Below are 23,802 nucleotides of genomic sequence, written 5' to 3'. Positions count from 1 at the left end.
GGCTGCTAGCGAGGTGCAATATGGCAGTGTTTGATGCGGCGTCCTACGATCAGCACGAGATGGTGGCCTTTCACGAGGACCGGCAAAGCGGCTTGCGGGCGATTATTGCCCTGCATAACTGCCAGCTTGGCCCGGCAGTGGGTGGGCTGCGCATGTATCCCTACACCGACGATTCCGCGGCGCTGGACGATGTGCTGCGGCTGTCGCGGGGCATGACCTACAAGTCGGCACTGGCCGGCCTGCCGATGGGCGGCGGCAAGGCGGTGATTATCGGCGATCCACGGCGCGATAAAACACCGGCCTTGATGCGGGCGATGGGGGCGTTTATCGACACTTTTGGTGGCCGCTTTATCACCGCCGAGGATTCGGGTACCACGGTGGCGGATATGCGTGAAATCGCCCGGCGCACCGCCTATGTGTCGGGCACCGATGAGCAGGGTGGCGGCGACCCCTCGCCCTACACCGCTCACGGCGTGTACTGCGGCATCCTGGCAGCGCTGCGCCAGTGTCGCGGCAGTGATCGGCTCGATGGCGTCAGTGTTGCCTTGCAGGGCGCGGGGGCTGTCGGGCGGCACTTGGCCAAGCGCCTGCTCGATGCCGGGGCCAAGGTATTTGTTGCCGATGTGAATCGCGAGAATCTCGACAGAGCCGTGGCACTGGGTGCCGAGGCGGTGTCGCCGGCGTCGATTTTGAGCCTTGAGGTCGATGTCTTGGCGCCCTGTGCGATGGGCGCGGTGTTGGATGAGCAAACGGTGGAAGTGGTGCGCGCCGGCATTGTGGCCGGTTCGGCAAATAATCAGCTGGCGACACCGGCGCAGGCGCGGCGATTGTTTGAACGCGGCATTTTGTATGTGCCCGATTTTGTACTGAATGCCGGCGGGATTATCGCTGTTCACTATCAGCGCAGTGCTGCGCAGGGCCAGCAGGACGGTTGTGTGGAACAGCGCAGCCTTGAACATATCGAGCGCATTGCCGGGGTGCTCAGTGATATTTTTGCGCGTGCGCAGGCCCAGCAGTGCGATACCCACAGCATTGCCGAGGCCATGGCCGAGGAGAAGTTTCGGCCAACATCGGCAGCGCCGTCGCGCAGGGCGTCGTAGCCGGGGAGGTGACAGTGAGCCGCTCTCGGCAAGCATTGCTAGACAGCATTCCCGCGCACTTGCGCCAGTTTGTTGCCACTCAGCACTATCAGCACTACAGCCCGCAGGACCACGCGGTTTGGCGTTTTTTAATGCACCAATTGGCTGCGCGGCTGCGCGACACTGCCCACCCTGTTTATCGCGAGGGACTGCTGCGCACCGGTATCAGCCTGGAACATATTCCGTCTATGGAGGAAATGAACGACAAGCTGGCAGCGATTGGCTGGCGCGCGGTGGTCGTTGACGGTGTGATTCCCTCGGCTATTTTCATGGAATTTCAGGCGCGCCGTATTTTGCCTATTGCCCGCGATATGCGAGATATCAGTCATATGCTTTATACGCCGGCGCCCGATATCGTTCACGAGGCGGCCGGTCATGCGCCGTTTATCGTCGATACCGATTACACCGAGTTTCTGCAGCGCTTTGGCGAGGTGGGCATGAAGGCGCTGTCTACGCAGGCGGATATCGACGTTTTTCATGCAGTCCGACAGTTGTCGATTCTCAAGGAGTCGCGCGATAGCAGCGCGGCGCAAATTGCCGAGGCCGAGGCGCGGTTACGCGATTGTCACGCGAATAATCCCTTTAATTCTGAAGCGGCGCTATTGGCGCGCCTGCATTGGTGGACGGTGGAATACGGCCTGGTTGGCGAGGTGGATAACTACCGCTTGTTTGGCGCGGGGCTGTTATCGTCATTGGGTGAAAGCATCAATTGCCTGGACGACGTGCGGGTGCCCAAACGCATGCTTTCTCTCGAGGCCATTAACACCGCCTACGATATTACCCGGGAGCAGCCGCAGTTGTTTGTCACCCGCAGTTGTCAGCACCTCTGCCAGGTGCTGGAGGCTTATGCGCGGCGTATGGCGTTTGCTGTTGGGGGGGCGTCGTCGCTGCGCAAAGCGATTGACTGTGCCTCGGTGGCTACCGCCGAGCTCAGCTCGGGACTGCAAATCAGTGGCGTGGTGGATTCGCTTATTGTCGATGCTGCCGGCAATGAAAGTTATCTGCGTTGCCGCGGCCCCACTCAGTTGGCCTATCGCGGCCGCGAACTGCCCGGCCAGGGCATTGCTCAGCACCCGGAGGGCTTTGGCGCTCCGCTTGGGCAAGTGCAGGATATGCCGCGCTGTTTGTCGGACTACACGGTGGATGAGTTGAAGGGACTTGGCATTGCCGTTGGCAAAGCGGTCGCGCTGGACTTTGTTTCCGGGGTGAAGCTGCGGGGCGAGCTGCGGGAAATTGTGCGCCGCGATCGGCGCAATCTGATATTCCGCTTTAGCGCGTGCCGGGTCAGCGGCGCTGATGGCGAGTGCCTGTTTGCGCCCGAGTGGGGAGACTACGACATGGCGATCGGCGAATCGGTAGTGTCGGTGTATGGCGGCAGCGCCGACTTGGATCGCTTCCCTATCTATCGCCATCACTTGCCCGACGACAGTTTGCCCGAGCGCGAAGGCAGTGCGGCGCAGCAGCGCTTGATGGCGCTTTACGGCAGGCTGCGCGAGCTGCGAGAGTCGGGTGGCGCGAAGCTGAGTCAGTTGTTGGAGCTGCGCGAGGCGCTGGCCGAACACCCCGACGAGTGGCTGATCCGCTTTGAATTGCTGGAATTGCTACCCTGCTCTGATGGGGCCTATGCGCCTTTGCTTGCCGAGCTGAAAGCCCTGGGGAAAAGCTCAGCCGAGCGCCGCCGGCTTGTCGATATGGCCGTGCAATCGCTGGAAATGTCGCAGCACTGAGGCTTTGCTTGCACCGGCTTGTTATAGTCATTGTTATTAGGCCGCGTGGCGTCGCGCTGGACAGAAAACGGGGAGAAGTTGTGGTGACGGTATGGAGTCGGGAGAGTTGGCGTAGCAAGACGGCGTTGCAGCAACCGCAGTACGGCGATGCTGCAGCGGTGGCTGCAGTTGAGGGGGATTTGGCGGCTAAGCCGCCGCTGGTATTTGCCGCGGAGGCGAGGGCGCTGCATGCCCAGCTGGCTGAGGTTGCCGAGGGCCGCGCATTTTTATTACAGGGCGGCGACTGCGCCGAGAGCTTTGCCGACTTTTCGGCCAATAGTATTCGCGACACCTTCAAGGTGTTAATGCAAATGGCGATTGTGCTGACTTACGCCGGGCGCATGCCAGTGGTGAAAGTGGCGCGCATGGCGGGGCAATTTGCCAAGCCGCGTTCGGCAGATACCGAGGTGCGGGATGGGCGCGAGTTGCCCAGCTATCGCGGCGATATTATTAACGGCGCCGAGTTCAGCGCCGCCGCCCGCGAACCCGACCCCCAGCGGATGTTGCAGGCCTACCATCAGTCGACGTCGACCCTGAACTTGGTGCGTGCCTTTGCCAGTGGTGGCTTGGCTGACCTCCACCAAGTGAACCAGTGGAATTTGAGTTTTTTGGACGGCAATCCGCTGCGCGAGCGCTATCAAGCTCTGGCCCACAGTATTCACGACGCCCTGGCTTTTATGGAGGTCTGCGGGATCAACAGTGCCAATACCCCAACCCTGCGCGAGACGTATTTATATACCTCTCACGAGGCCCTGCTACTCAATTATGAGGAGGCGCTGACCCGCCAGGACCACCTTACCGGCGATTTCTACGATTGTTCAGCGCATATGCTGTGGATTGGTGAGCGCACCCGGCACTTGGACGGCGCCCATGTTGAATTCTTCCGCGGGCTGAACAACCCCATTGGGGTAAAGGTGGGGCCGAGTATGCAGGGCGACGAGTTGTTGGCCTTGATCGACGCACTCAATCCGCACAATATTCCCGGCCGGCTGACCCTGATTACCCGTATGGGGGCCGATACCTTGGGGGAGCATCTGCCAGCTTTGGCGCGGCGGGTGCAGAGTGAGGGGCGCAGCGTGGTGTGGTCTTGTGACCCGATGCACGGCAATACGGTAAAGGCCGGCAATGGCTATAAGACGCGCTCGTTTGACCGCATATTGGCAGAAATCCGCCAGTTTTTCTCCGCCCTGCGCGCTGAGGGGGCTCACCCCGGCGGTATGCATTTGGAAATGACCGGTCAGCATGTCACCGAGTGCACTGGCGGCGCCTACCGGCTGTCGGAGTCGGATCTGGCTAAGTGCTATCAGACACAGTGCGATCCGCGGCTCAATGCCGACCAAGTGCTGGAACTGGCGTTTTGCGTGGCCGACTTTCTGCGTGAGGAAGGCCCTGCGGCCCCCTAATTGATCGGCAGTACCCGGCTGTGTTTGACCTCCTGTAAATTGAAGCTGGATTCGACGTTTTTTACGCCGGGAAATTTTAAGATTCGGCGCATGGCCAACTCCGAGAAGTGATCGATATTGCGCGCCACCACTTTCATTAAATAATCGTGGGAGCCGCTCATCGCATAACACTCCATGATGTGTTCCTCGGCCTGGACGCAGGCGATGAATTTTTGTGTGTCGGTGTCGCTTTGCTGGGCCATGGTGACCTGCACAAAGGCGGTGACTTCCATGCCCAATTTGCGCTGGTCGACGACAGCGGCGTAGCCGCGGATCAGTCCGGATTCTTCCAATTGTTTGACCCGGCGAAAGCAGGGAGATTCGGACAGGCCGACGCGTTCGGCCAGCTCGACGTTGGATATGCGGCCGTTGGCCTGTAACTGGGTCAGAATGTCGCGCTCACTGCGGCTCAGTTTCATGCAAGAAGCCTTCTGTAGAGTCGTTTATTTAGGTGCTTTCTTGTCAGTTTAGCCGCTAATCGGGTGCAGGTCGGCAAATTACACCGCCTTGAGGCTTTTATACTCAAACGGTGTGCAACGCCGACTTCGGGAGCGCGTTATGGCCGAGCCCTTCGAGACCCCCCAGACCGTTGATAACCCCCTGGCAACAGACGGCTTTGAATTTGTCGAGTACGCAGCGCCAGACCCAGAGTTGCTGCGAACCCTATTCGAGCAGATGGGCTTTCCCGCTACCCATCGCCACCGCGCCAAGAATATTACCCGCCACTGCCAGGGCGATATTAATTTCATCATCAATGCTGAACCGGACTCCTTTGCCCAGGAATTTGCCGCCCGCCACGGCCCCTGTGCCTGCGCCATGGCTTTTCGCGTGAAGAATGCCGCCGACGCCATCGCCAAGGCGGTGGCCGCGGGTGCGACGCTGGTGGAGCAAAAAGTGGGGCCAATGGAGCTGAATATTCCCGCCATAGAAGGCATTGGCGGCAGCCGCCTGTACTTGGTTGATCGCTATGGCGACCACAGTATTTACGATGTCGATTTTCTGCCTCTCGATCAGCCTGTTGCTGAGCCGGTGGCGGGGCTGCTGCGCATCGATCATCTCACTCACAATGTGCGCCGCGGCAATATGGACAAGTGGTCACAGTTTTACGAGCGTATTTTTAATTTTCGCGAGATTCGCTACTTCGATATCGAAGGCAAGGTCAGCGGCCTGGTCAGTCGCGCCATGACCAGTCCCTGCGGCAAGATTCGCATCCCTATCAATGAATCTGCCGACGACCAGTCACAGATTGAAGAATATCTGCGCGAGTACCACGGCGAAGGTATTCAGCACATTGCATTGGATACCGACGATATCTACCGCAGCGTCGATGTGTTGAGGGCGCGCGGTATTCAGTTTCGCGACACGCCGGACAGCTATTACGAGCAACTGTCGGCGCGTTTGCCGGGGCACCCCGAAGATGAGGCGGAACTGCAGCGCCGAAAATTGCTGATCGATGGCGGCGAGGCACAGGGTGGGGGCTACTTGCTACAGATTTTTACTGACAATGTGATTGGCCCGATTTTTTTTGAATTGATTCAGCGCAAGGGCAATCAGGGCTTTGGGGAAGGCAATTTTCAGGCCCTGTTCGAGTCTATTGAGTTGGATCAGATTCGCCGCGGTGCGATTAAGGTTCCGCCTCAGGGTAAGGGCTGAGAGACGTATGTGATGAAATCGTGGATAGCATTTCCCCGCTCCCAGGGGACATTTTCCCGTCAGGCACACTGCGATCTGCCCAAGGGCAGCTATGAGCGCGAGGTTGGCCGCGATGGCTTTTACGGCCCGGCCACGCACTTCTATCACCGCCACCCACCGACAGATTGGCTGAGCTTTGAGGGTGAGCTGCGGCCCCGGGCCTTCGATGCGGGAAAATTGGCCGCGCCTCAGGCTTGCCCTTGGCAGGCGGCGCAGCTGTTGGCCAACGCCCACTGCCAGATTCGGCTGTGGGCGGTGGATCAAGCAATGAGCGAGCTGGCGCGCAATGCCGATGGCGACGAGTTGCTGTTTGTCCACGTGGGTAGCGGCGAGCTGTTCTGCGACTACGGCCACCTGCACTACAGCCAGGGGGACTACCTGTTGTTGCCCCGCGGCACGATGTGGCGGCTGGAGCCCGACGGCCACTGTGAACTGTTAATGATAGAGGCAAGCGGCGGTCAATATCAGCTGCCCGAACGCGGTTTGTTGGGTGGTCATGCGCAGTTTGACCCGGCGATGTTAGATAGCCCCGAGATCGATGCCCAATTTGTTGAACAGCAGGGTGAACAAGCCTGGTCGGTGATCGTAAAGCGCGCAGATCAACTGTCGCGGATTCGCTTTGCCTACAACCCCCTCGATGCAATGGGTTGGAAGGGGGAACTGTCGGCGCTGCGGATTAATTGGCGGGATATACGGCCGATTGTCAGCCCGCGCTACCATCTGCCGCCGTCGGCGCACAGCAGTTTTATCGCCGAGCGTTTTGTGGTCTGCAGTTTTTGCCCGCGGCCCAGTGAGTCGGCTGAAGACGCCTTGAACCTGCCGTTTTATCACAGTAATGACGATTACGAAGAAGTCATTTTCTATCATCAGGGCGACTTTCTAAGTCGCGACAATATCCACCCCGGCATGCTCAGCTACCACCCCTATGGTTTTACACACGGCCCTCATCCCGGGGCGATGAAAGCCGCCGCAGAGTGTCGCGGTCAGTCGCGAATCCTGGAGGAGATGGCCGTTATGATTGACTGCCGTGATGCGCTGCAGGTCAGCGAGGCCGCCGAGGCGGTGGAATGGAGCGGCTATGTCGACTCCTGGGGCGCGGCGCAGCGGCGCTGAGCAGGGGAGAGCCCGATTGAGGAAAGCTTATGAAACTGGCATCGCTAAATCGCGGCCGTGACGGCGAGTTATTGGTCGTCTCACGGGACCTCAAGCGCATGACCTCGGCGGCCGATATTGCGCCCAGCCTGCAAGACTGCCTGGATAACTGGGCGCGGGTGTCGCCGCGGCTTGAGCTGCGTTATCAGCAGCTTAACGACGGCGACTTGCCGGGACAGCCCTTTGCGGAAGCCGATTGTGCCTCGCCGTTGCCGCGGGCCTACCAGTGGATTGACGGCTCGGCTTACTTAAATCACGTCGAGCTGGTACGCCGCGCCCGCGGCGCGGAAATGCCCGAGGCTTTTTGGCGGGAACCCTTGCTGTATCAAGGGGGCTCAGACAGTTTTCTGCCACCGCAGGCCAATATTGTGCTGGCCGATGCGGATTGGGGGCTGGATTTTGAAGCCGAGGTGGCGGTGGTTTGCGACGATGTGCCGATGGCCGTGAGCAGTGAACAGGCGGCGACGCATATTCGCCTGCTGATGCTGGTTAACGACATCTCGCTGCGCAATCTGATTCCCGGTGAGTTGGCCAAGGGCTTTGGTTTTTTTCAGTCGAAGCCGTCCAGCAGCTTTTCACCGTTGGCGATCACCCCCGATGAGCTGGGTGAGTGTTGGCAGGGCGGCCGCTTGGCACTGCCGCTGCTAAGCTATCTAAATGGTGAATTGTTCGGTTGTCCCAATGCCGGCTGCGGAATGCATTTTAATTTTGCCGAGCTGATTGCCCACGCGGCCAAAACCCGGCGCTTGAGCGCCGGCTCTATTGTCGGCTCCGGTACGGTGTCTAATAAGTTGGAAGGTGGTCCGGGAAAGCCGGTAAGCGAGGGTGGTTTGGGCTATTCTTGTATTGCCGAACAGCGCATGGTGGAGAAAATTCTTCACGGAGAAATGCGCACGCCGTTCTTGCAACGGGGAGATCGGCTGCGTATCGAAATGCGCGCTGCGGATGGTCAATCATTGTTTGGCGCCATCGACCAACAGGTAGTGGCGCCGGAGGTATAGTTCTATGGAACTGTATAGCTACTGGCGCTCGTCGGCGGCCTATCGCTTGCGCATTGCACTAAAGCTTAAACAACTCAATTATCGCCTGCACAGTGTGTCACTGCGCGACGGCGAGCAACAGCATGAGGATTATCTGGCGGTTAACCCCCAGGGGCTGGTGCCCACGCTGATCGATCTGGGACAGCCAATGGGGCAGTCCCTGGCGATATTGGAGTACCTTGAAGAGGCCTACCCGCAGCCGCCACTGCTGCCTGAAGATATGCTGCGCCGCAGTCGGGTTCGGCAGATCGCCAACATTATTTGCTGCGATATTCATCCGCTATGCAATTTGCGGGTGCTCAACTATTTAGATGACCAGCTGGCGATAGAGGAGGCGGAGCGGGAAACGTGGTATCGGCATTGGCTGGCCCTGGGGCTGGGCAGTATCGAAACCCTGCTGGCGCGTTGGGATAGCGAGCATATCGATTTCTGTGTCGGCGACTGGCCGACAATGGCCGATGTATGCCTGATTCCCCAGCTATACAATGCCCGCCGCTATGCGCTGCCGCTGGACGACTATCCGCGCCTGCAGCATATAGACCAGCACTGCTGCGCGCTGCCGGCGTTTGCCGATGCGGCGCCGGACAATCAGCCCCAATAAACTCGGCGCCGGCGCTACAGCTGGGTGTCTAGCGGCAGCTCGGTGGTGTTTTTGATCTCGGTGACGGCGATATGGGAGTGGGTTTCACCGATCATCGGCAGGCTCAGCAGGCGTTCGCGGACAAAGCTTTCATAGTGGCGAATATCGCGGGTAACGATTTTTAGCATGTAATCCCACACCCCTGTCATGGTGTAGCATTCCACCACCTCGGGAAAATCGCTGACCGAAAGTTCGAACTCCTCGAGTTGCTGGCGGCCGGTCACACTGAGGTTGACCGTGGTGAACACCACCAGCTCCATGCCCAGCTTTTCGCGGTCGAGGATGGCGACTTTTTTGCGAATAATGCCGGCCTGCTCAATGCGGTTGATACGGCGCCAGCAGGGCGATTGAGACATGTTCACGGCTTCGGCAATTTGTGTGGAGGTCTTGCTGGCGTCGCGTTGCAGTATGCGCAAGATGGTGATGTCCTGTTTGCTCAGCTCGTTGGCCATAGCGGTTCCTGCGAGAATAAAACAGACGGAAAATATCATTTATGAGTCTAACTATAGTTGCCATCACCAATGCTGGCGAACACGGTGTTTGTGTGGCGCCGAGCAGGGCGCTATGATTTTGCACATCTGTCTCTGCTGTGGAATAAACCGATGATTGCCAAACGCCTTGTTATCCTGCTGGCCGGCCTTGTGTTACTGGCCTGTGAATCCACGTATTACAACGCCATGGAAAAAGTGGGTATTCACAAGCGCGACATCCTGGTCGATCGCGTGGAAGAAGCCAGCGACTCCCAGCGTGAAGCCCAGGAGCAATTTCGCGACGCCCTGAGCCAGTTTCGCTCGGTGGTCAGTTTTGACGGTGGCGATTTGGAAAAGCTCTACAACCGCCTTAACAGTAGTTATGAGGACAGCCGTGCGGCAGCTCGGGAAATCAGCGAACGTATTGAGGCCGTGGAGAGTGTCGCCGAGGCGCTGTTTGACGAATGGCAGGAGGAGCTGGAGCTGTACAGCAACTCGCGTTTGCGCGCTGACAGTGCGGCAAAATTGCGCGACACGCAACGCCGTTATCGCGGCCTGCGCGATAGCCTGCGGCGCTCGGAAAAGAGTTTGGCACCGGTGCTGGAAAACCTGCAAGACAATGTGCTCTACCTCAAGCACAACCTCAATGCCTCGGCGATTTCCGCAATTAAAGGCGAACTGGCAACCATCGACCGCGACGTCACCGCGCTGATTGCGACGATGGAGGCCGCAATCCAGGAGTCAGAGGGCTTTATTGCCGGCTTGCGTTAAGGCGCGGCGCTGTCCGGATATCTATGTTGACTGTCCGCCCTGGACATTGCCCACAGCTTGGCTCTGCCTAGACTGGGTATTACTACTATGACAACAGGGCGAGCGTATGTCAGCGTCTGCAGCGGCTGAGACCCCCGGCGATTGCGCCGGTAACGAACAGCATTTTGACTATGCGATTATCGGTACGGGTTTTGCCGGTTTGGGAATGGCCATTGAGTTAAAGAGAAAGGGCCGTGACAATTTTGTGATTCTCGAACGCGCCGATGACCTTGGTGGTACCTGGCGAGACAACAGCTATCCCGGTGCGGCCTGTGATGTGGCCTCGCATTTGTACTCCTTTTCTTTTGCCCCCAACTGCGATTGGTCGCGGGTGTACCCCACTCAGCCTGAGCTTCAGCGCTATTTGCGCGAGGTGGCTGAAAAATGGGATTTGCTGCCGCATATTCGCTTCGCTCATACACTGCAGTCGGCCGACTACTGTGAGAGTAGCCAGCGCTGGCAGCTGCGCAGCAGTGCCGGCGATTTCAATGTTGGCATACTGATCAGCGGTAGTGGCGGCCTTGCCGAACCGCGCCTGCCGGATATTGCCGGGGTGGATAAATTTGCCGGTAAATGCTTTCACTCCGCGCGCTGGGATCACAATTACGAGCTGCGCGGTAAGCGTGTGGCGGTGATTGGCAGCGGCGCGTCGGCGATTCAATTTGTGCCGGAAATTGCCGGCTTGGTGGCCAAGCTGGATGTCTATCAGCGCACCCCAAACTGGATTATACCCCGTCACGACCGGTCTTATAGCGCGTTGGAAAAGGCGGCTTTTCACCTGCTGCCGGGGCTGCGCTTAGCGTTGCGCGGCAAGATCTACTGCCAGAATGAACTGCGTGTATTGGGCATGGTCTTGCACCCCTCGCTGATGAAGTTATATCAACGCCTTGCCCTGCGACATCTCCGCCGGCAGATAAAAAACCCGGCGCTGCGTCAGCGTGTAACACCCCGCTACCCGGTGGGTTGCAAGCGAATACTGATCTCCAATGACTGGTATCCGGCGTTGAACAAGGCCAATGTGCATTTGCTTAGTGATGGTATTGCTGAAATTCGCGAGCACAGCATTGTTGACGTCAACGGTGTCGAGCGCGAGGTTGACTGCATTATTTTTGGCACCGGCTTTTATGCCACAGAAAACCCCATCGCCGGCATTATTCGCGGCCGTGGTGGTCGCTCGCTGGCTGAGGCTTGGCGCGATGGCGAGCAGGCCTATCTGGGTACCACGGTAAGCGGTTTCCCCAATTTGATGCTGATCGTCGGTCCCAATGTCACCCTCGGCCACAGCTCGATGGTCTATATGATCGAAACACAAATTCAGGCGATCAGCCGACTGTTGGATGAGTGTGAGCAGCGTCAGAGTGCGGAATTGGAGGTTCGCGAGTCCGTGCAAGTGGCGTTTAATCGCCGGCTTCAGCAGCGCTTGAGCGGCTCGATCTGGGCGACGGGCTGCGACAGCTGGTACAAACATCGCAGCGGCAAAATTACCCAGTTATGGCCTGATTTCACCTTTCGCTTTCGCGCCATGCACCGGCGTTTTAATGCTGACGACTACCATTTCTTGCCAGCCAGTCGCGAACACCTGGCCCGCAGTGTCGACGCGGCAGCGGCTGCCGCGAGGGTGTCCGCCGATGCTGAGTGATCGCCTGGCTCGACTGGCACTGTCCGCCGACCGTCTGCGCTGTGGCATGAAGGCGCATTACTGTGAGGTCGATGGTCAGCCCTGGCATTTTTTACAGGGCGGTCGGCGGGGCGCGGATACCTTACTGATGTTGCATGGCTTCGGTGCAGATAAGGACAACTGGACGCGCTTTGCCGGGCAGCTGTCCCGGGACTACCACATTGTAATTGTCGACCTGCCCGGCTTTGGCGACAACCCCTGTAGGCCGGGCTTGGATTACAGTATGGCGGCCCAGGCTGAGCGTTTGTGCGCCCTGCTTGAACAGCTGTCGATTGCCCGCTGTCACGTGTTAGGCAGTTCGATGGGGGGGCACTTGGCTGCGTTATACGCCCACCGCTTTCCCAACCAGGTACTCAGTCTCTGCCTGCTTAGCAATGGCGGGATTAAGGCGCCCCAGCTGTGCGATATGGAGCGGGCACTGCAGCGCGGTGTGAACCCCTTGCTGGTGTCTTCGGAGGCGGATTTTGACCGGCTGTTGGCGTTGGTAACGGAGAAAAGGCCCTTTTTGCCTAAGTGGGTGCGGGCTTATATGGCCCGCGCAGCGGTGGCGCGGCGCGAGTGTATTGCGGGCATTTTCCGCCAATACCAGCAGGAAATTTACGGCGGCCTGGAGGGCTTGCTGGCCGATCTGCAATTGCCGGTGCTGGTGATCTGGGGGCAGCAGGATAGGGTGCTGGATGTCAGTAGCTGTGAGGTGATGAGACCACTGCTGGGCGCCGCTGAGTTTGAAATTATGGCGGATACCGGGCACCTGCCGATGTTGGAGCGCCCGGCCGCAACGGCGCGGCGCTATCGGCGATTTCTCGCCGAGCGGGTTTAGCGGCGCTGCTCGGCTCGGCGGAAGGCGCCGGGGGTTTGCTTGGTCATCCGCTTAAAGGCCTGGGAAAAACTCGACGCGTCGGCGTAAGACAGGCGTTCGGCAATCTGCTCAATACTCAGTGGTGTGCCGCGCAGCAACTCCTCTGCCAGTGTCACCCGAATTTCATCGCTGAGTTGGCGAAAGGAGCTGCCCTCTGCCTCCAATTTGCGCCGCAGTGTGCGCGAGGTCATATGCAGGCTGGCGGCTACCGCTTCCATATCCATCTGCATCGGGCGCTGGCGCAGCAGCAGGTCGCGCACCTTGCCGGATAAGCCGCGCCGCGCACTGCGACTGGCTAACAACTCACCGCACTGTTTTGCCAGTAGGTTGGCGGTGCTCTCATTGCCAACAGAACGCGGCAGGTCTAACAGGGCGCTGGAAAATTCCAGGGCATTGCAGTCGGCATTAAACGCCACCGCGTGGCCAAAATGTTGCTGGTAGCATTTAGCATAATGCGGTGCGGGGTGGCGGAAGTAGACACGCGGGGCACTGCAGTGGCTGCCCAGTAGCTCGCCGATAATGACGGCCGCAGCGGCCATTTCGCGTTCCAGGCAGAACAGGCGGACATCCTCGGGGACGTCGCGATCATCGAAGAGAATGCGGGTGCGATCGCCACTGATGTCGATGTTAAAACTGGCGAAGGCGAAGGTGAGTTGCTGATAAGTTTGTGCCAGTTCAATGGCTTTTCTGGCCGTGGGGCTGCTGGCGATGGCAAACCCCCAGATACCGTAGGCCGACAGCTGGTAGCGCTTGCCGGCGATCAGGCCGAGGCCGTCAATTGGCGGCAGTTCCCTTAGCAGGTTGCGTATCACACTGAGTTCGCTTTGCGCTTCAACCAGGGTTTCGGGGTTGGAGAGACTGGCCTCGCTAAGGCCGCTGTTGCGCAGCATGGCGCTGGGCGTCGCGCCGTATTCGGTGCCCAAGGTCACCAGCAGCTGTGTGCTCATTACGCTGCGACAAAAATCCCAGTTCTGCATGTTGTTGTCTGCTTTGCCAATTATTGTTTTGTCCGAAATTATAAAGTGACTTGCGGGTTCGTGGAAGTCAGTCGTGCTTGCGGGCGAGGGCCACACCGGCTTGGTTGGCGACCTGGATGATCGTTGGCGAGAATAAAGCGTCGCCGAGCGAGTAGTGAGCGGAGCTCTGTGTTCAAGCGCAATGGCCGTATTGCTCCCTGCTGTGAGCTGAATTTGCTGGACAGCGAATGCCAGTTGCCACGGTGAGCAGTGCATGCGACCGAGTTGGAAATGTCGAGACCGGCTCGCGGCTCTGCTGGTGGTATTGCGCTTTTAGGGCGCCGCTTCACAGCGCCCGGGTTTGTCGGCCGGGCTCGACTTGTACTTAGCCAGAGCGATGGCAGGCTGCTGGCTGGGCCATGCGCGCCGTTGGCTAAAACCAGGCGCGCAGCCCCAACACCAGCTGTTCGCTTTGGCGACTGCCGCGGCGCTGCTGAACATAGTCTGCGGTGCGGCCGAAATACTGCTGCCAGAGCAAGCCTATATAGGGAGCCCACTCGCGGCGCGGGTAGTAATACAGGCGCAAGCCGCTCTGCCAATCACGCAGGCCGCCGCCGTAGCCGGCATCGTGCTGCGCGGCGAGTTGCAGCGTAATGTTGGGTTCTAACAGCCACTGTTGACTCAGCTGCAGTTCGTAATTGATGTCGACTTCCGCGCTGAGCTGCGCGTGCGAATCAATATAGAGCGATGCCTCGATTTCCAGTTGGAAGGGCGCGAGGCCCTGCAGGCCGAGGACCCAACTGTCGCTGTGGTCGGCGTCGTGCCATTCGCGGCGCAGGCCGCTTTGCAGGTCCCAAAAAGGCGCCACAGCGCGGCTGTAGAGCAGCTGCAGCTCGGCCTGTTGCGTGCTGGCGCCGCTGGCCTCGCGCTCGGCCTTTATCCAGACTTTATGCCGGTCGTAACCCAGCCAGCCCTGCACGGCAATGGCGCTGTGTTGTTGGTCGCTGCGCCGCTCGAATTCATCGACCATCAATTTGCCTAGCAATGGGTCTGCCGCGCCGCCGGCCTGTGCCGCCGGCAGGGTGGCGGCGATCAACAGCAGGCTTGTGAGTAGAGGCTTGTTCATGATGTGGCCCCCACTACGCGGACTTCCCGAAACATGCCCGGCATGTGATACATGAGATGGCAGTGGTAGGCCCAGCGGCCAATGGCGTCGGCACTAACCAAGTAGCTGATGCGCGAGCCGGGTTGCACGATCACGGTGTGCTTGCGAGGCAGGCGGTCGCGGTCGCCGGTCTCCAGTTCACTCCACAGACCGTGCAGATGAATCGGATGAGTCATCATGGTGTCGTTCACCAAAACCAGGCGCAGTCGCTCGCCGTGGTGCAGAATAATCGGCTGCGCATCATCGAACATTACGCCGTCCATGGACCACATATAGCGCGACATATTGCCGGTGAGGTGAATGGCCAACTCGCGCTGGGGGTCACGGCGGTCTCGGGTGGGATGAAGGCTGAATAAATCGCTGTAGCGCAATACCCGGCGACCATAGCGCTGCTGGTGTTCGCGCAGGCCGATGCCGGGGTCGTTTAGCCCATCGCCTGGCATGGTGGCGCGCATGTCGACGGCGTAGCTGAATTCGCTGCGAGGGTGACTAATGCTGCGCTGGCTGCCGGCGCCGGCAGGGGCAATTGGCTGCCCGTCGCTGTCGAGTAGCTGGCTGTGCATGCCGTGATGATGCTTGTGTTGCAGGTTGTCGCCGCCGTGCGCGCCCATCGCGGTCTGCATGCCGGTGTGCTGGCCGTGGTGCTGGCCCATACCCATATCGCGATGGCCGAGTCGTGGCGGGTGGTCCATGGCGGGAATTTCCGCTTGCCAGTGTTGATTGGGGCTGAGTGTGCCCCGCGCGTAGCCACTGCGGTCGATGCTCTGTGCGAACAGCGTATAGGCGCAGTCGGCCTTGGGCTCGACAATCACATCGTAGGTTTCGGCTGGGGCAATGCGGAACTCGTCGATGCTGACCGGTTCGATGTTTTGGCCGTCGGCGGCCACTACCGTCATGCTTAAGCCGGGAATACGAAAATCGAAAATGGTCATCGCGGCAGCGTTGATAATGCGCAGCCGCAGGCGTTCTCCGCCGCGAAACTCGCCGCGCCAATTGGCAGTTGGGCTGTGGCCGTTGATCAGAAAGCGGTAGGCAATGCCGTTGATATCAGCAATGTCGCTGTCGCTCATCCGCATGCGATTCCACATGGCGCGGTCTTGCCAGGTTTCGGCCAGGCCTTTGCTGCGCAAATCGCGCCATAAATCCGCGACTGTGCGCTGGCGGTTATTGTAGTAGTGGCTCTGTTTTTTGAGTCGCGCATACAGTTGCTCTGGCGCCTCGTCGCTCCAGTCCGATAGCAACACGACATGCTCGCGGTCATAGGCCACAGGGTCGGCGTCGGCGGGGTCGATAATAATCGCGCCATAGAGGCCGGTTTGTTCCTGAAAGCCGGAATGGCTGTGGTACCAGTAGCTGCCACTTTGTTGCACTGTGAAGCGGTAGTCGTAATGGCTGCCGGGTTTGATGCCGGCGAAACTCAAACCGGGGACGCCGTCCATATTGCTGGGCAGGATCAAACCGTGCCAGTGGATGGAGCTGTCGTGGGCCAGGTGATTATGCACGCGAATATGTACTTCTTCGCCCTCTTTCCAGCGCAGCGTTGGCGCCGGCAGAGACCCGTTAACGGCAGTTGCGATGGCAGGCTGGCCGCTAATGTTTACTGGCAGGTAGTCGATATGCAGATCGAAGCGATTGCCGCGCAGTTCACGGGCTTGTTGCCAGCTGGTATTCGCCGGGCGCTGCTGAGCGGTCGCGGTGTCGCCGAGTCCAAGCAGCGCCGCGCCGCTTACGGCAGACGTGACAAAGCGCCGCCGCGGGATGCGCGTCGGCTCGTTGATGGATTTCATGGCTGCCCCCTAGTGCGCGCTGGCGCGGCTGACGCGCGTGTAGACACGGTGCTTGCCGTCGCGACTGAGTAGCATGACGTCGTAGTCCTGGTGGCGTTCGCCCATTTCCATGCCTGGGCTGCCAACGGGCATGCCGGGTACCGCCAGACCGTAGGCGTTGGCGGGAGGATTGGCTAAAAAGCGCTGAATGACATCGGCGGGCACATGGCCCTCAAATACGTAGTCGCCGATGCGGCCGGTGTGGCAAGACTGCAGTTCTGCAGGTATCGCCAGCTGGTGTTTAATGGCCGCCATGTCGCCGGTATCGATGCGCTGGCTGTCGAAGCCGTGTTGGTCCAAGTGATCCGCCCATTTGCCGCAACAGCCGCATTGGGGGGATTTGAATATCTGCATCGCCGCGCCGCCGGGTTGGGCAACGCTTGCCGGGTGACTAAGAGCAAGGCCAATGGCCAGCAGGCTGCTGAGGAAAAAGCTAGGGAGTTTCATCGCTAGGGTCTCACGTAAAATCAAATTATGGGCCGGCTGGATGCGGTGCCGGTTGGGACGATTAATTTGCGCCTTACGTTGAAATCGGCGGTCGCAGCAGACGTCGAGACAGCAGCTGCTCATGCGGCCTTGAGGTGTTGTTAATGTCGGTGGCCAGCCGGTGGCCCAGCGGCCCTTGCACGTTGCTGGGTAGGCTGGGGCTGCTGCAGCTGCCCGAGCAGTTGCAGTCGTCGTTTGGGCAGTCGTGTGGCGCCGCCTGCGGGTTCGCGTAGGCCGGTGTGTTTGCGGTGTGGCAATGCGCATCTTGCTTGCAGTCACTGCAGCGCTGCGCCGCCGTTGTCTGCTCAGCGGTGTGATGGGAAATTTCGGGACGCGTATCGGCAATACTCATCACCGGTATTGCTAGCTGCGTGAGCAACAGCAAGATGAGCGCGGCGATGTGGCGGTGAGTTTTCATGGAGGCAGTTTAGCAATCTCGGCGGTGGATGGCAGCAGCCTGTTTACGGATTGAGTGTATCCTAAAGCCTAAAGTTGGCTACGGGGTCAAGCTGTGGCGGGAAAAGCGCCCGGTGGCTGCAGCTGTCCTGGCATTCGCTTGTGGCTTGCGGCAGGCTTGCACGGTTATTCACGATTAATGGAAGGTGATTATGAAGCGATACCTGCTTGTATTGCTGTTGCTCGGGGGCTGTGTAGAGCGACCGGAGGTCATCAGTGACTGTCAAAGCATTGGCGAGCGGCGTGTGCTTTGTGGCTGGCAAAAGCCTGAAGACATGGAATTGCTAGCCGATGGTCGCCATATTGTGGTGAGCCAGATGGCGGCCGGGCACGGTCGTGTGGCGGGCTCGCTGGCGCTGCTGGACACCGCCAGTGGCAGCCAACAGCGGTGGCCCTTGGCGAGTGTCGAGCAGCTGCCGGGTTGGGGAGATGCCGAGTGCCCGGCGCCCGAGGCCAAGAGCTTTGCTCCCCATGGTATTCACCTTTCTCAGCGCGCGGATGGCGGCCAACAGCTGTTGGTGATTAACCACGGTGGCCGCGAATCAGTCGAATTCTTTGAGTTGCGCCCGGGGCCAGATGGCCTCGCTTTGCTGTGGCGAGGCTGCGTGTTGCCGCCGCCCGGGAGTTTTTTAAACGATGTGGTGGCACTGCCCGAGGGCGGTTTTATGGCCACCCATATGTACACTCGCGGCGACGCCCCGGTGGGGGCGTTAGGTTGGCAGGAAATCCTCGCCTTGGCCGGCTTTAACCCGGGGCATATCTGGCATTGGAATGGCCAGCGTTTTAGCAAATTGCCCGGTTTCAGTGGCGACTACCCCAATGGCATCCAGATTTCGGCTGACGGAGACACGCTGTTTGTGAATCTTTGGGCGGGTTCTGTTTTGCAAAAGCTCGACCGTCGCAGCGGCAAACTGCTGGCGGAGGTGGCAATTCCACACCCCGATAACAGCCAGTGGGATGGCCATGGCAAGCTGCTGGTGGCGAGCCACAGCTTCAGTCTGGGCGATTTTTTGGTGTGCCCGGACATCGAACAAGGCGCTTGCCCTGCCGCTTTCGAGATTATTGAAGTCGATCCGCAAACACTGCAACAACGCAGTGTTGTGGCGCTATCCGGGCCTCCGATGGGGGCGGGCACCGTGGCGCAGCGGGTGGGCGATGAGCTGTATATTGGCTCTTTCATCGGCGATCGCATTTTGCAGCTGCCATACCCGGTACAATAAGTAGACGAATTGGTTAGCGTGCAACCAATATAAGGATTTTTCAGCTTTTTTTAAAAAATCCCGTTGACAGAAAAATGCGCCTTGCCTATAGTACGCCACCTCGACGCGCTCGTAGCTCAGCTGGATAGAGTACCTGGCTACGAACCAGGCGGTCGGAGGTTCGAATCCTCCCGAGCGCGCCATATCAAAGGGCTGTGGTAGAAGTAACTACTAACACTGTCCAATAAAGCGGGGATTGTCCAATAGAATCCCCGCTTTCCTTGCCGAAGCCCGCAGGGTCGTAACAACCCTTAGGTTGTTACGATTCATCCTCCCGAGCGCGCCACTATTTAAAAACCCGGCACTACTTTGGTAGCGCCGGGTTTTTTTATGTCTGAAATTTGTCGATGTAGATCAAATGTACTGAACCTGCGGCGATTGAACGCGGTGGCGATGTAAGCAGGGGTATAGGCACTGACTCAGGCTTGGCTCAGTGCTGGCAGGGCAATTATTACTTACTGAGCAAGCCGATCATCAGTTGTGAGCTGATAAAGCAAAATAGGAAGAAGATCACCATGGCGGTAACGCCGGCCATTATCAGCGGCATGGGGTTGGTTTCCGCCAGGTCGAGCAGCCGTTTTTGCCCGGAGCGATTTTGCAGGGCGAACATCAGTGACAGCGCCTGCTTGAAAACCTCAAAGAAACTTAGCGGTTTTTCTGTGCCCGCGGCGGGTGTCTTGTTGTCGTCGATTTTGCTCATAATAACGTCCTGACTATTTTTGCTGCTGTGGATGGCTACCGACTATGCACAGCGAGCATGCTAGCGTCTCTGCAATAAAATCAACAGGTGCAGATGGCGTGAAAAACACCGTATCAGATGGCGGCCTGCTCGGGCGTGGGAGGAGCAGGCCGGCCTAAAACTCGGCGACTAAACGCCCGAGAGTCTGCATGGCGCGGTCGATGTCTGCACTCCAGGGCTTGCCGTAGTTGAGGCGAATACAGTGCCTAAAGGCGCGCCTAGCGGAAAAGATTGGGCCCGGCGCAATGCTGATGTTGTGGCTTCGGGCGACGTGGAAGAGCTTTAGTGAGTCGACGTTTGGCGGCAGCTCTAACCACAAAAAATAGCCGCCATCGGCTGTCGTGCAGCGGCAACCATCGGGGAAGTAGCGGGTGATCGCCGCAATCATTTGCTGCTGCTGGGCTTTTAGGCTTTGGCGCAATTTGCGCAGGTGGCGGTCGTAGCCACCGTGCTGCAGGTAGTCGGCAATGGCGGCTTGTGCCGGCAGCGAGGCCGACAGCGTGGTCATCAGTTTCAGGCGCTCGACCTGCTGGGCAAAGCGCCCGGCGCAGGTCCAGCCGACTCGGTAGCCGGGTGCCAGACTTTTTGAAAACGATCCGCAGTGCATTACCCATCCCTGGCGATCGAAGGCTTTTGCCGGTTTTACCGGACGCGGACTGAAATACAGTTCGCTGTAAACGTCATCTTCAATTAATGGCACGCGGTGCTGTGTCAGCAGCTCGACGAGGGCTTGCTTGTCGGCCTCGCCAAGGGTGGTGCCCAAGGGGTTTTGAAAGCTGGTCATAAACCAGCAGGCCTTTATCGGATATTTTTCCAGCGCCCGCCGTAGAAACGGCAGGTCGAGATTGCCCTGGCTGTCGACAGGAATTTCGATGGCGTTAAGTTGCAGCCTTTCAAGCGCTTGCAGGGGGGCGTAAAACGCCGGAGCCTGCACGGCCACAAAGTCGCCGGCCTGGGTCACGGCCTGTAGGCACAGGTTTAAGCCTTCTAATGCGCCGTTAGTGATGATCAGTTCGTCGAGGGTGGCCGGGACATTGGCGAGGGTGTAGCGCTGGATAATTTGCCGGCGCAGGTCGTGATGGCCCTGGGGCAGTTGGCTGACCAGCGATTGTGCATCCAGCTGTTTTGTCGCTTTACTCAGCGAGCGACAGAGTCGCTCCATCGGGAACAGGCTGGCGCAGGGGAAGGCTGAGCCCAGCGGGATGACGGCCGGGTCGGCAATTGCGCGCATGACGGCAAACACCAGATCGTTGACATCGACAGCGGTCGAGACGGGGCTGTCGACGGGCGCGGAGGGGGGCACCGGCGCGCTGGCGTGTTCGCATACGTAGTAGCCGGACCGCGGTTTGGCGTGTATCAAACCGCGGTTTTCTAGCAGGAAATACGCCTGGTAAACCGTGGCGGGGCTGACGCGGTAGGTTTTGCTCGCCTGGCGAACCGAGGGCACGCGCTCGCCCGGGGTGAGTACGCCGTTGTCGATCAGTGCGGCAATGTCATGGGCGAGTTGCTGGTAACGCTTCATATCGTTTTCCGGGTGCGCGGGCTTGGTGCTTTAGATAGTCATGGCGCAGGGACATGTGGCCGCTAGGTGTTCGGCGCTAAAAAATAGCCGCGAAATAACTGATCGATGCCGTCTCCCTCTCCCCAAATCGCCTCGGCGCTGTCACCGAGGGCGACGCGGGTGACTTCGGCCATCACCAGGTGGGCGATGGCGGCGCGCAGCTCTGTTTTGGGCTTGCTGGAGGGATTGCCCGCCATCAGCACCGTGGCAAAGATGATGTCGATAAACTCGGCCATTTTGCCGGTTACCGGATTGCTCGCTTCGCTACTCATCATCGCGTGTAACAGCACGCCGGCGACTCCCTGTTCCTCTGCCTCTAAATCCCGCAGCACGCGAATAATGGCCTGCATGGTGGCGGGGTAGTCGCCGCCTTGGGCGCCGACGGCTTGAATCAAGCGCTCGCGGGCTTTGTCGAGAATGTCGTCGGTGACGGCGGCAATTAATTCGGCCTTTGAGGGGAAGTGGTGCAGCAGCGAGGGCCGGCGAATGCCGCAGCGCTTGGCGATGGCATCCAGCGGCGCGGCAATGCCCTGGCTGGAAAATTCCAGCCGCGCCGCACTGAGAATTTTGCTGCGGGTGCTGGGGGCGTTGGGTTGGGTGCGGGGGCGGGCCATGGTCTGTCCGATAATATACAAATAAGTAGAATTTATTCTACCAGTGTTGACAACTGCCCTGCCAGCTCATTAATCTACCAAAAAGAAGGTTAAATAATTAAATTGTGTAGATTATGAGGCGACTATGGCTAGTGAATTGGAAGTGGGAAGGGCACCGCAGCCGGCGGCTGAAGCGTGGGTAGATGGCAAGCGTTACCTGTGGTTGCTGGGAATGGTGGTGCCGCTGTTTCCCTTTATGAGCGGCGGAATGGCTAATTTGCTGGGTTCGGAGTGGGGGTGGTGGTTTGCACCGGTTTTCCTGTACACCCTGATCCCCGCGCTGGACTGGCTGATTGGCAACGACCCCCACAACCCGCCGGAGTCGGCGGTGGCTGAATTATCTAAAGATCGCTATTACCGCTACTGTGTCTACGCCTATCTGCCGTTGCAGTTCATTGGTCTGTTCTGGGCGATGTCGGTGCTCGCCAGTGGCTCGCTGGGCTGGGTTGGTACCCTGGGCTTGCTGGTGTCGGTGGGGATTGTCAGCGGCGTGGCCTTTAATACGGCCCACGAACTGGGCCATCAAAACGATAAGCTGGAAAAGTACCTCGGTATGCTGTCGTTGGCGCCGACCCTTTACGGACATTTCTGTGTCGAGCACAACCGCGGCCATCACGTGCGGGTGGCCACCCCAGAGGACCCGGCGAGCGCCCGCTATGGTGAAAGTTTCTGGCGCTTTTTACCCCGCACCGTCATCGGTGGCTTAAGGAGTGCCTGGGCGCTGGAGGCCGCGCGTTTGTCGCGGCAGGGCAGGTCGGTTTGGCACTGGCAGAATCACAACCTGCAGGCCTGGTCGATGAGCGCCGTGTTATATCTGCTGCTTGCGGCGGCATTCGGTTGGGCGGTATTACCTTTTATGCTGGCGCAGTCGCTGTATTCGATAAGCTTGTTTGAGGTGATTAATTATCTGGAGCACTACGGCCTGTGCCGCCAGCGGCTGCCGTCGGGGCGCTACGAGCGCTGTCAGCCCGAGCACTCCTGGAACAGCAATCACTTGGTGACCAACCTCTTTCTCTACCAATTGCAGCGCCACTCTGACCACCACGCCAATCCTACGCGCAGTTATCAGGCCCTGCGCCATTACGAGGACGTGCCGCAACTGCCCAGTGGCTACGCGGGCATGGTGCCGCTGGCTTATATTCCACCGCTGTGGCGCTGGGTGATGGACCGCCGGGTGCTGGCTCACTATCAGGGCGACTTATCCAAAGCCAACGTTGAGCCGAAGCTGCGCGTGAAGCTCGGCCTGTAGCCGCCGCTCGTAGTGCTTTGTCTGGATCAGCAGTGTTCGCCGAGGCGTGGGCCCCGGCGAACTTTTCGTGGTGACTAGGTGCCGCAAAAGGTGGCGCGCACCTGTTCTTCTTCACTGGCGGGGCTGGCGTAGTGCGCCAGTTGCTGGCGGTAATCAAAAGGGGTTTCCAGCACCGTGTTCAAATCTGTAAACACACTCATGTCACCTTGGTAGGCGGCGCTGATGGCGGCTTCAACCAGGTGGTTGCGGGGCATGAACACCGGGTTGGCCTGGCGCATTTGCGCGGCGCGCTGCTCGGCATTTTGATTATCTTCACTGAGGCGCTGTTGCCAGCGCTGTAGCCAGGGAGCGAAGGCATCGGGGAATTCAAACAGGCTGTCTATGGCCTCGCCGCGCTGGTTGATGGGCAGCGCTTGATTAGCGAGGTCGTAGAGCTTGCGAAAGCTCAGGGTGAAATCGCAGTGCTGCTCTTGCAGCAGATCGAGGAAGTCGCGGTAGAGCTGTTCATCGGCGTCGCTGCAGTCGTCCAGCCCTAGCTTGTCGGCCATGCGCCGGCGATAGGCGCTGATATAGTGCTCGGGGAACTGATTGAGCACGGTTTGCACGCGTTCGACAGCGGGTTTGAGGTCGGCTTCGCCGTCGCCTTGCAGCAGTGGCAGCATGGCCTGGGCCAGTTGCAGCAGGTTCCACTGGGCTATAGGCGGTTGGTTGCCGTAGGCATAGCGACCCTGTTGGTCGATGGAGCTGAACACCGTGCCGGGGTG

The 23,802-nt window shown here is 59.1% G+C and carries 23 protein-coding genes and 1 tRNA gene; 13 read left to right on the top strand and 11 right to left on the bottom strand.

Annotated elements, in window-relative coordinates; all coding sequences use genetic code 11:
- Positions 1 to 20: 20 nt before the first annotated feature.
- From ABYM29_RS04325 to ABYM29_RS04315, 3 genes are all read left to right on the top strand, one after another.
- A complete protein-coding gene (locus tag ABYM29_RS04325; RefSeq protein WP_372862569.1) occupies positions 21 to 1,100 on the top strand; it encodes a Glu/Leu/Phe/Val dehydrogenase in 1,080 nt (359 codons plus the stop codon).
- Positions 1,101 to 1,114: 14 nt separating this feature from the next.
- Positions 1,115 to 2,866, top strand: a complete 1,752-nt coding sequence (locus ABYM29_RS04320) for an aromatic amino acid hydroxylase (RefSeq protein WP_372862566.1) — start codon at positions 1,115 to 1,117, stop codon at positions 2,864 to 2,866.
- A gap of 80 nt (positions 2,867 to 2,946) precedes the next feature.
- Complete coding sequence (locus tag ABYM29_RS04315) at positions 2,947 to 4,308, top strand: class II 3-deoxy-7-phosphoheptulonate synthase (RefSeq protein WP_372862563.1); 1,362 nt, start codon at positions 2,947 to 2,949, stop codon at positions 4,306 to 4,308.
- On the opposite strand, the gene ABYM29_RS04310 is transcribed toward ABYM29_RS04315, so the two are convergent.
- The gene (locus tag ABYM29_RS04310; RefSeq protein ID WP_372862561.1) at positions 4,305 to 4,766 is read right to left on the bottom strand and encodes an Lrp/AsnC family transcriptional regulator; all 462 of its coding nucleotides are present in this window, start codon (positions 4,764 to 4,766) and stop codon (positions 4,305 to 4,307) included. The two genes, ABYM29_RS04315 and ABYM29_RS04310, sit on opposite strands and share 4 nt — an antisense overlap.
- A 139-nt stretch (positions 4,767 to 4,905) precedes the next feature.
- On the opposite strand from ABYM29_RS04310, the gene hppD reads away from it, so the two are divergent.
- The 4 genes from hppD to maiA are packed head-to-tail and all read left to right on the top strand — an operon-like array spanning position 4,906 to position 8,832.
- Positions 4,906 to 6,000: a 4-hydroxyphenylpyruvate dioxygenase gene (hppD, locus tag ABYM29_RS04305; protein WP_372862559.1), complete on the top strand. Its 1,095-nt coding sequence runs from the start codon at positions 4,906 to 4,908 to the stop codon at positions 5,998 to 6,000.
- Positions 6,001 to 6,012: 12 nt separating this feature from the next.
- A complete protein-coding gene (locus ABYM29_RS04300) occupies positions 6,013 to 7,152 on the top strand; it encodes a homogentisate 1,2-dioxygenase (protein ID WP_372862557.1) in 1,140 nt (379 codons plus the stop codon).
- Positions 7,153 to 7,181: 29 nt separating this feature from the next.
- Complete coding sequence (locus tag ABYM29_RS04295) at positions 7,182 to 8,192, top strand: fumarylacetoacetate hydrolase family protein (protein ID WP_372862555.1); 1,011 nt, start codon at positions 7,182 to 7,184, stop codon at positions 8,190 to 8,192.
- A gap of 4 nt (positions 8,193 to 8,196) precedes the next feature.
- Positions 8,197 to 8,832: a maleylacetoacetate isomerase gene (gene maiA / locus ABYM29_RS04290; protein WP_372862552.1), complete on the top strand. Its 636-nt coding sequence runs from the start codon at positions 8,197 to 8,199 to the stop codon at positions 8,830 to 8,832.
- A 14-nt stretch (positions 8,833 to 8,846) separates the two neighbouring features.
- On the opposite strand, the gene ABYM29_RS04285 is transcribed toward maiA, so the two are convergent.
- Positions 8,847 to 9,323, bottom strand: coding sequence for an Lrp/AsnC family transcriptional regulator (locus ABYM29_RS04285; RefSeq protein WP_372862550.1), 477 nt, complete (start codon positions 9,321 to 9,323; stop codon positions 8,847 to 8,849).
- Between the two features lie 150 nt (positions 9,324 to 9,473).
- On the opposite strand from ABYM29_RS04285, the gene ABYM29_RS04280 reads away from it, so the two are divergent.
- The 3 genes from ABYM29_RS04280 to ABYM29_RS04270 all read left to right on the top strand — a co-directional run bounded on the left by ABYM29_RS04280 (position 9,474) and on the right by ABYM29_RS04270 (position 12,649).
- On the top strand, positions 9,474 to 10,112 hold the full coding sequence (locus ABYM29_RS04280; RefSeq protein ID WP_372862548.1) for a DUF2959 domain-containing protein: 639 nt from the start codon (positions 9,474 to 9,476) through the stop codon (positions 10,110 to 10,112).
- A 106-nt stretch (positions 10,113 to 10,218) separates the two neighbouring features.
- Positions 10,219 to 11,790, top strand: coding sequence for a flavin-containing monooxygenase (locus ABYM29_RS04275; protein ID WP_372862546.1), 1,572 nt, complete (start codon positions 10,219 to 10,221; stop codon positions 11,788 to 11,790).
- Entirely contained in the window at positions 11,780 to 12,649 is an 870-nt protein-coding gene (locus ABYM29_RS04270; RefSeq protein ID WP_372862543.1) for an alpha/beta fold hydrolase, read from the top strand. The genes ABYM29_RS04275 and ABYM29_RS04270 overlap by 11 nt, the downstream gene beginning before the upstream one ends.
- Here the strand turns inward: ABYM29_RS04270 and ABYM29_RS04265 are convergent.
- The 5 genes from ABYM29_RS04265 to ABYM29_RS04245 all read right to left on the bottom strand — a co-directional run bounded on the left by ABYM29_RS04265 (position 12,646) and on the right by ABYM29_RS04245 (position 17,539).
- On the bottom strand, positions 12,646 to 13,665 hold the full coding sequence (locus ABYM29_RS04265) for an AraC family transcriptional regulator (RefSeq protein ID WP_372862540.1): 1,020 nt from the start codon (positions 13,663 to 13,665) through the stop codon (positions 12,646 to 12,648). The two genes, ABYM29_RS04270 and ABYM29_RS04265, sit on opposite strands and share 4 nt — an antisense overlap.
- A gap of 412 nt (positions 13,666 to 14,077) precedes the next feature.
- The gene (locus ABYM29_RS04260) at positions 14,078 to 14,770 is read right to left on the bottom strand and encodes a copper resistance protein B (protein ID WP_372862537.1); all 693 of its coding nucleotides are present in this window, start codon (positions 14,768 to 14,770) and stop codon (positions 14,078 to 14,080) included.
- A complete protein-coding gene (locus ABYM29_RS04255) occupies positions 14,767 to 16,596 on the bottom strand; it encodes a copper resistance system multicopper oxidase (protein ID WP_372862534.1) in 1,830 nt (609 codons plus the stop codon). Before ABYM29_RS04255 ends, ABYM29_RS04260 begins: the two co-directional genes overlap by 4 nt.
- A 9-nt stretch (positions 16,597 to 16,605) precedes the next feature.
- Positions 16,606 to 17,082, bottom strand: coding sequence for a DUF411 domain-containing protein (locus tag ABYM29_RS04250; RefSeq protein ID WP_372862532.1), 477 nt, complete (start codon positions 17,080 to 17,082; stop codon positions 16,606 to 16,608).
- A 73-nt stretch (positions 17,083 to 17,155) separates the two neighbouring features.
- Positions 17,156 to 17,539 carry a hypothetical protein gene (locus ABYM29_RS04245; RefSeq protein WP_372862529.1) on the bottom strand — a complete coding sequence of 128 codons (384 nt, stop codon included), beginning with the start codon at positions 17,537 to 17,539 and terminating at the stop codon, positions 17,156 to 17,158.
- Positions 17,540 to 17,729: 190 nt separating this feature from the next.
- On the opposite strand from ABYM29_RS04245, the gene ABYM29_RS04240 reads away from it, so the two are divergent.
- Both ABYM29_RS04240 and ABYM29_RS04235 read left to right on the top strand, forming a co-directional pair.
- Complete coding sequence (locus ABYM29_RS04240; protein WP_372862526.1) at positions 17,730 to 18,797, top strand: hypothetical protein; 1,068 nt, start codon at positions 17,730 to 17,732, stop codon at positions 18,795 to 18,797.
- Positions 18,798 to 18,902: 105 nt separating this feature from the next.
- Positions 18,903 to 18,979: transfer RNA gene (locus ABYM29_RS04235), tRNA-Arg, on the top strand.
- Positions 18,980 to 19,287: 308 nt separating this feature from the next.
- Here ABYM29_RS04235 and ABYM29_RS04230 read toward each other — a convergent pair.
- The 3 genes from ABYM29_RS04230 to ABYM29_RS04220 all read right to left on the bottom strand — a co-directional run bounded on the left by ABYM29_RS04230 (position 19,288) and on the right by ABYM29_RS04220 (position 21,750).
- Positions 19,288 to 19,536, bottom strand: a complete 249-nt coding sequence (locus ABYM29_RS04230; RefSeq protein WP_372862522.1) for a hypothetical protein — start codon at positions 19,534 to 19,536, stop codon at positions 19,288 to 19,290.
- Positions 19,537 to 19,690: 154 nt separating this feature from the next.
- Positions 19,691 to 21,097 carry a PLP-dependent aminotransferase family protein gene (locus ABYM29_RS04225; RefSeq protein ID WP_372862520.1) on the bottom strand — a complete coding sequence of 469 codons (1,407 nt, stop codon included), beginning with the start codon at positions 21,095 to 21,097 and terminating at the stop codon, positions 19,691 to 19,693.
- Between the two features lie 62 nt (positions 21,098 to 21,159).
- Entirely contained in the window at positions 21,160 to 21,750 is a 591-nt protein-coding gene (locus tag ABYM29_RS04220; protein WP_372862518.1) for a TetR/AcrR family transcriptional regulator, read from the bottom strand.
- A gap of 124 nt (positions 21,751 to 21,874) precedes the next feature.
- Between ABYM29_RS04220 and ABYM29_RS04215 the strand changes: the two genes are divergently transcribed.
- Positions 21,875 to 23,038 carry an alkane 1-monooxygenase gene (locus ABYM29_RS04215; RefSeq protein ID WP_372862515.1) on the top strand — a complete coding sequence of 388 codons (1,164 nt, stop codon included), beginning with the start codon at positions 21,875 to 21,877 and terminating at the stop codon, positions 23,036 to 23,038.
- A gap of 74 nt (positions 23,039 to 23,112) precedes the next feature.
- Here ABYM29_RS04215 and ABYM29_RS04210 read toward each other — a convergent pair.
- A partial coding sequence (locus ABYM29_RS04210) for a protein adenylyltransferase SelO family protein (protein WP_372862512.1) occupies positions 23,113 to 23,802 on the bottom strand: 690 nt, incomplete at its 5' end.

It is taken from the genome of Spongiibacter sp. (genome assembly GCF_041602295.1).
Lineage (GTDB): Bacteria > Pseudomonadota > Gammaproteobacteria > Pseudomonadales > Spongiibacteraceae > Spongiibacter.
Note: the sequence above shows the minus strand (reverse complement) of the source record. Positions and strands in the feature narration are given on the sequence as shown.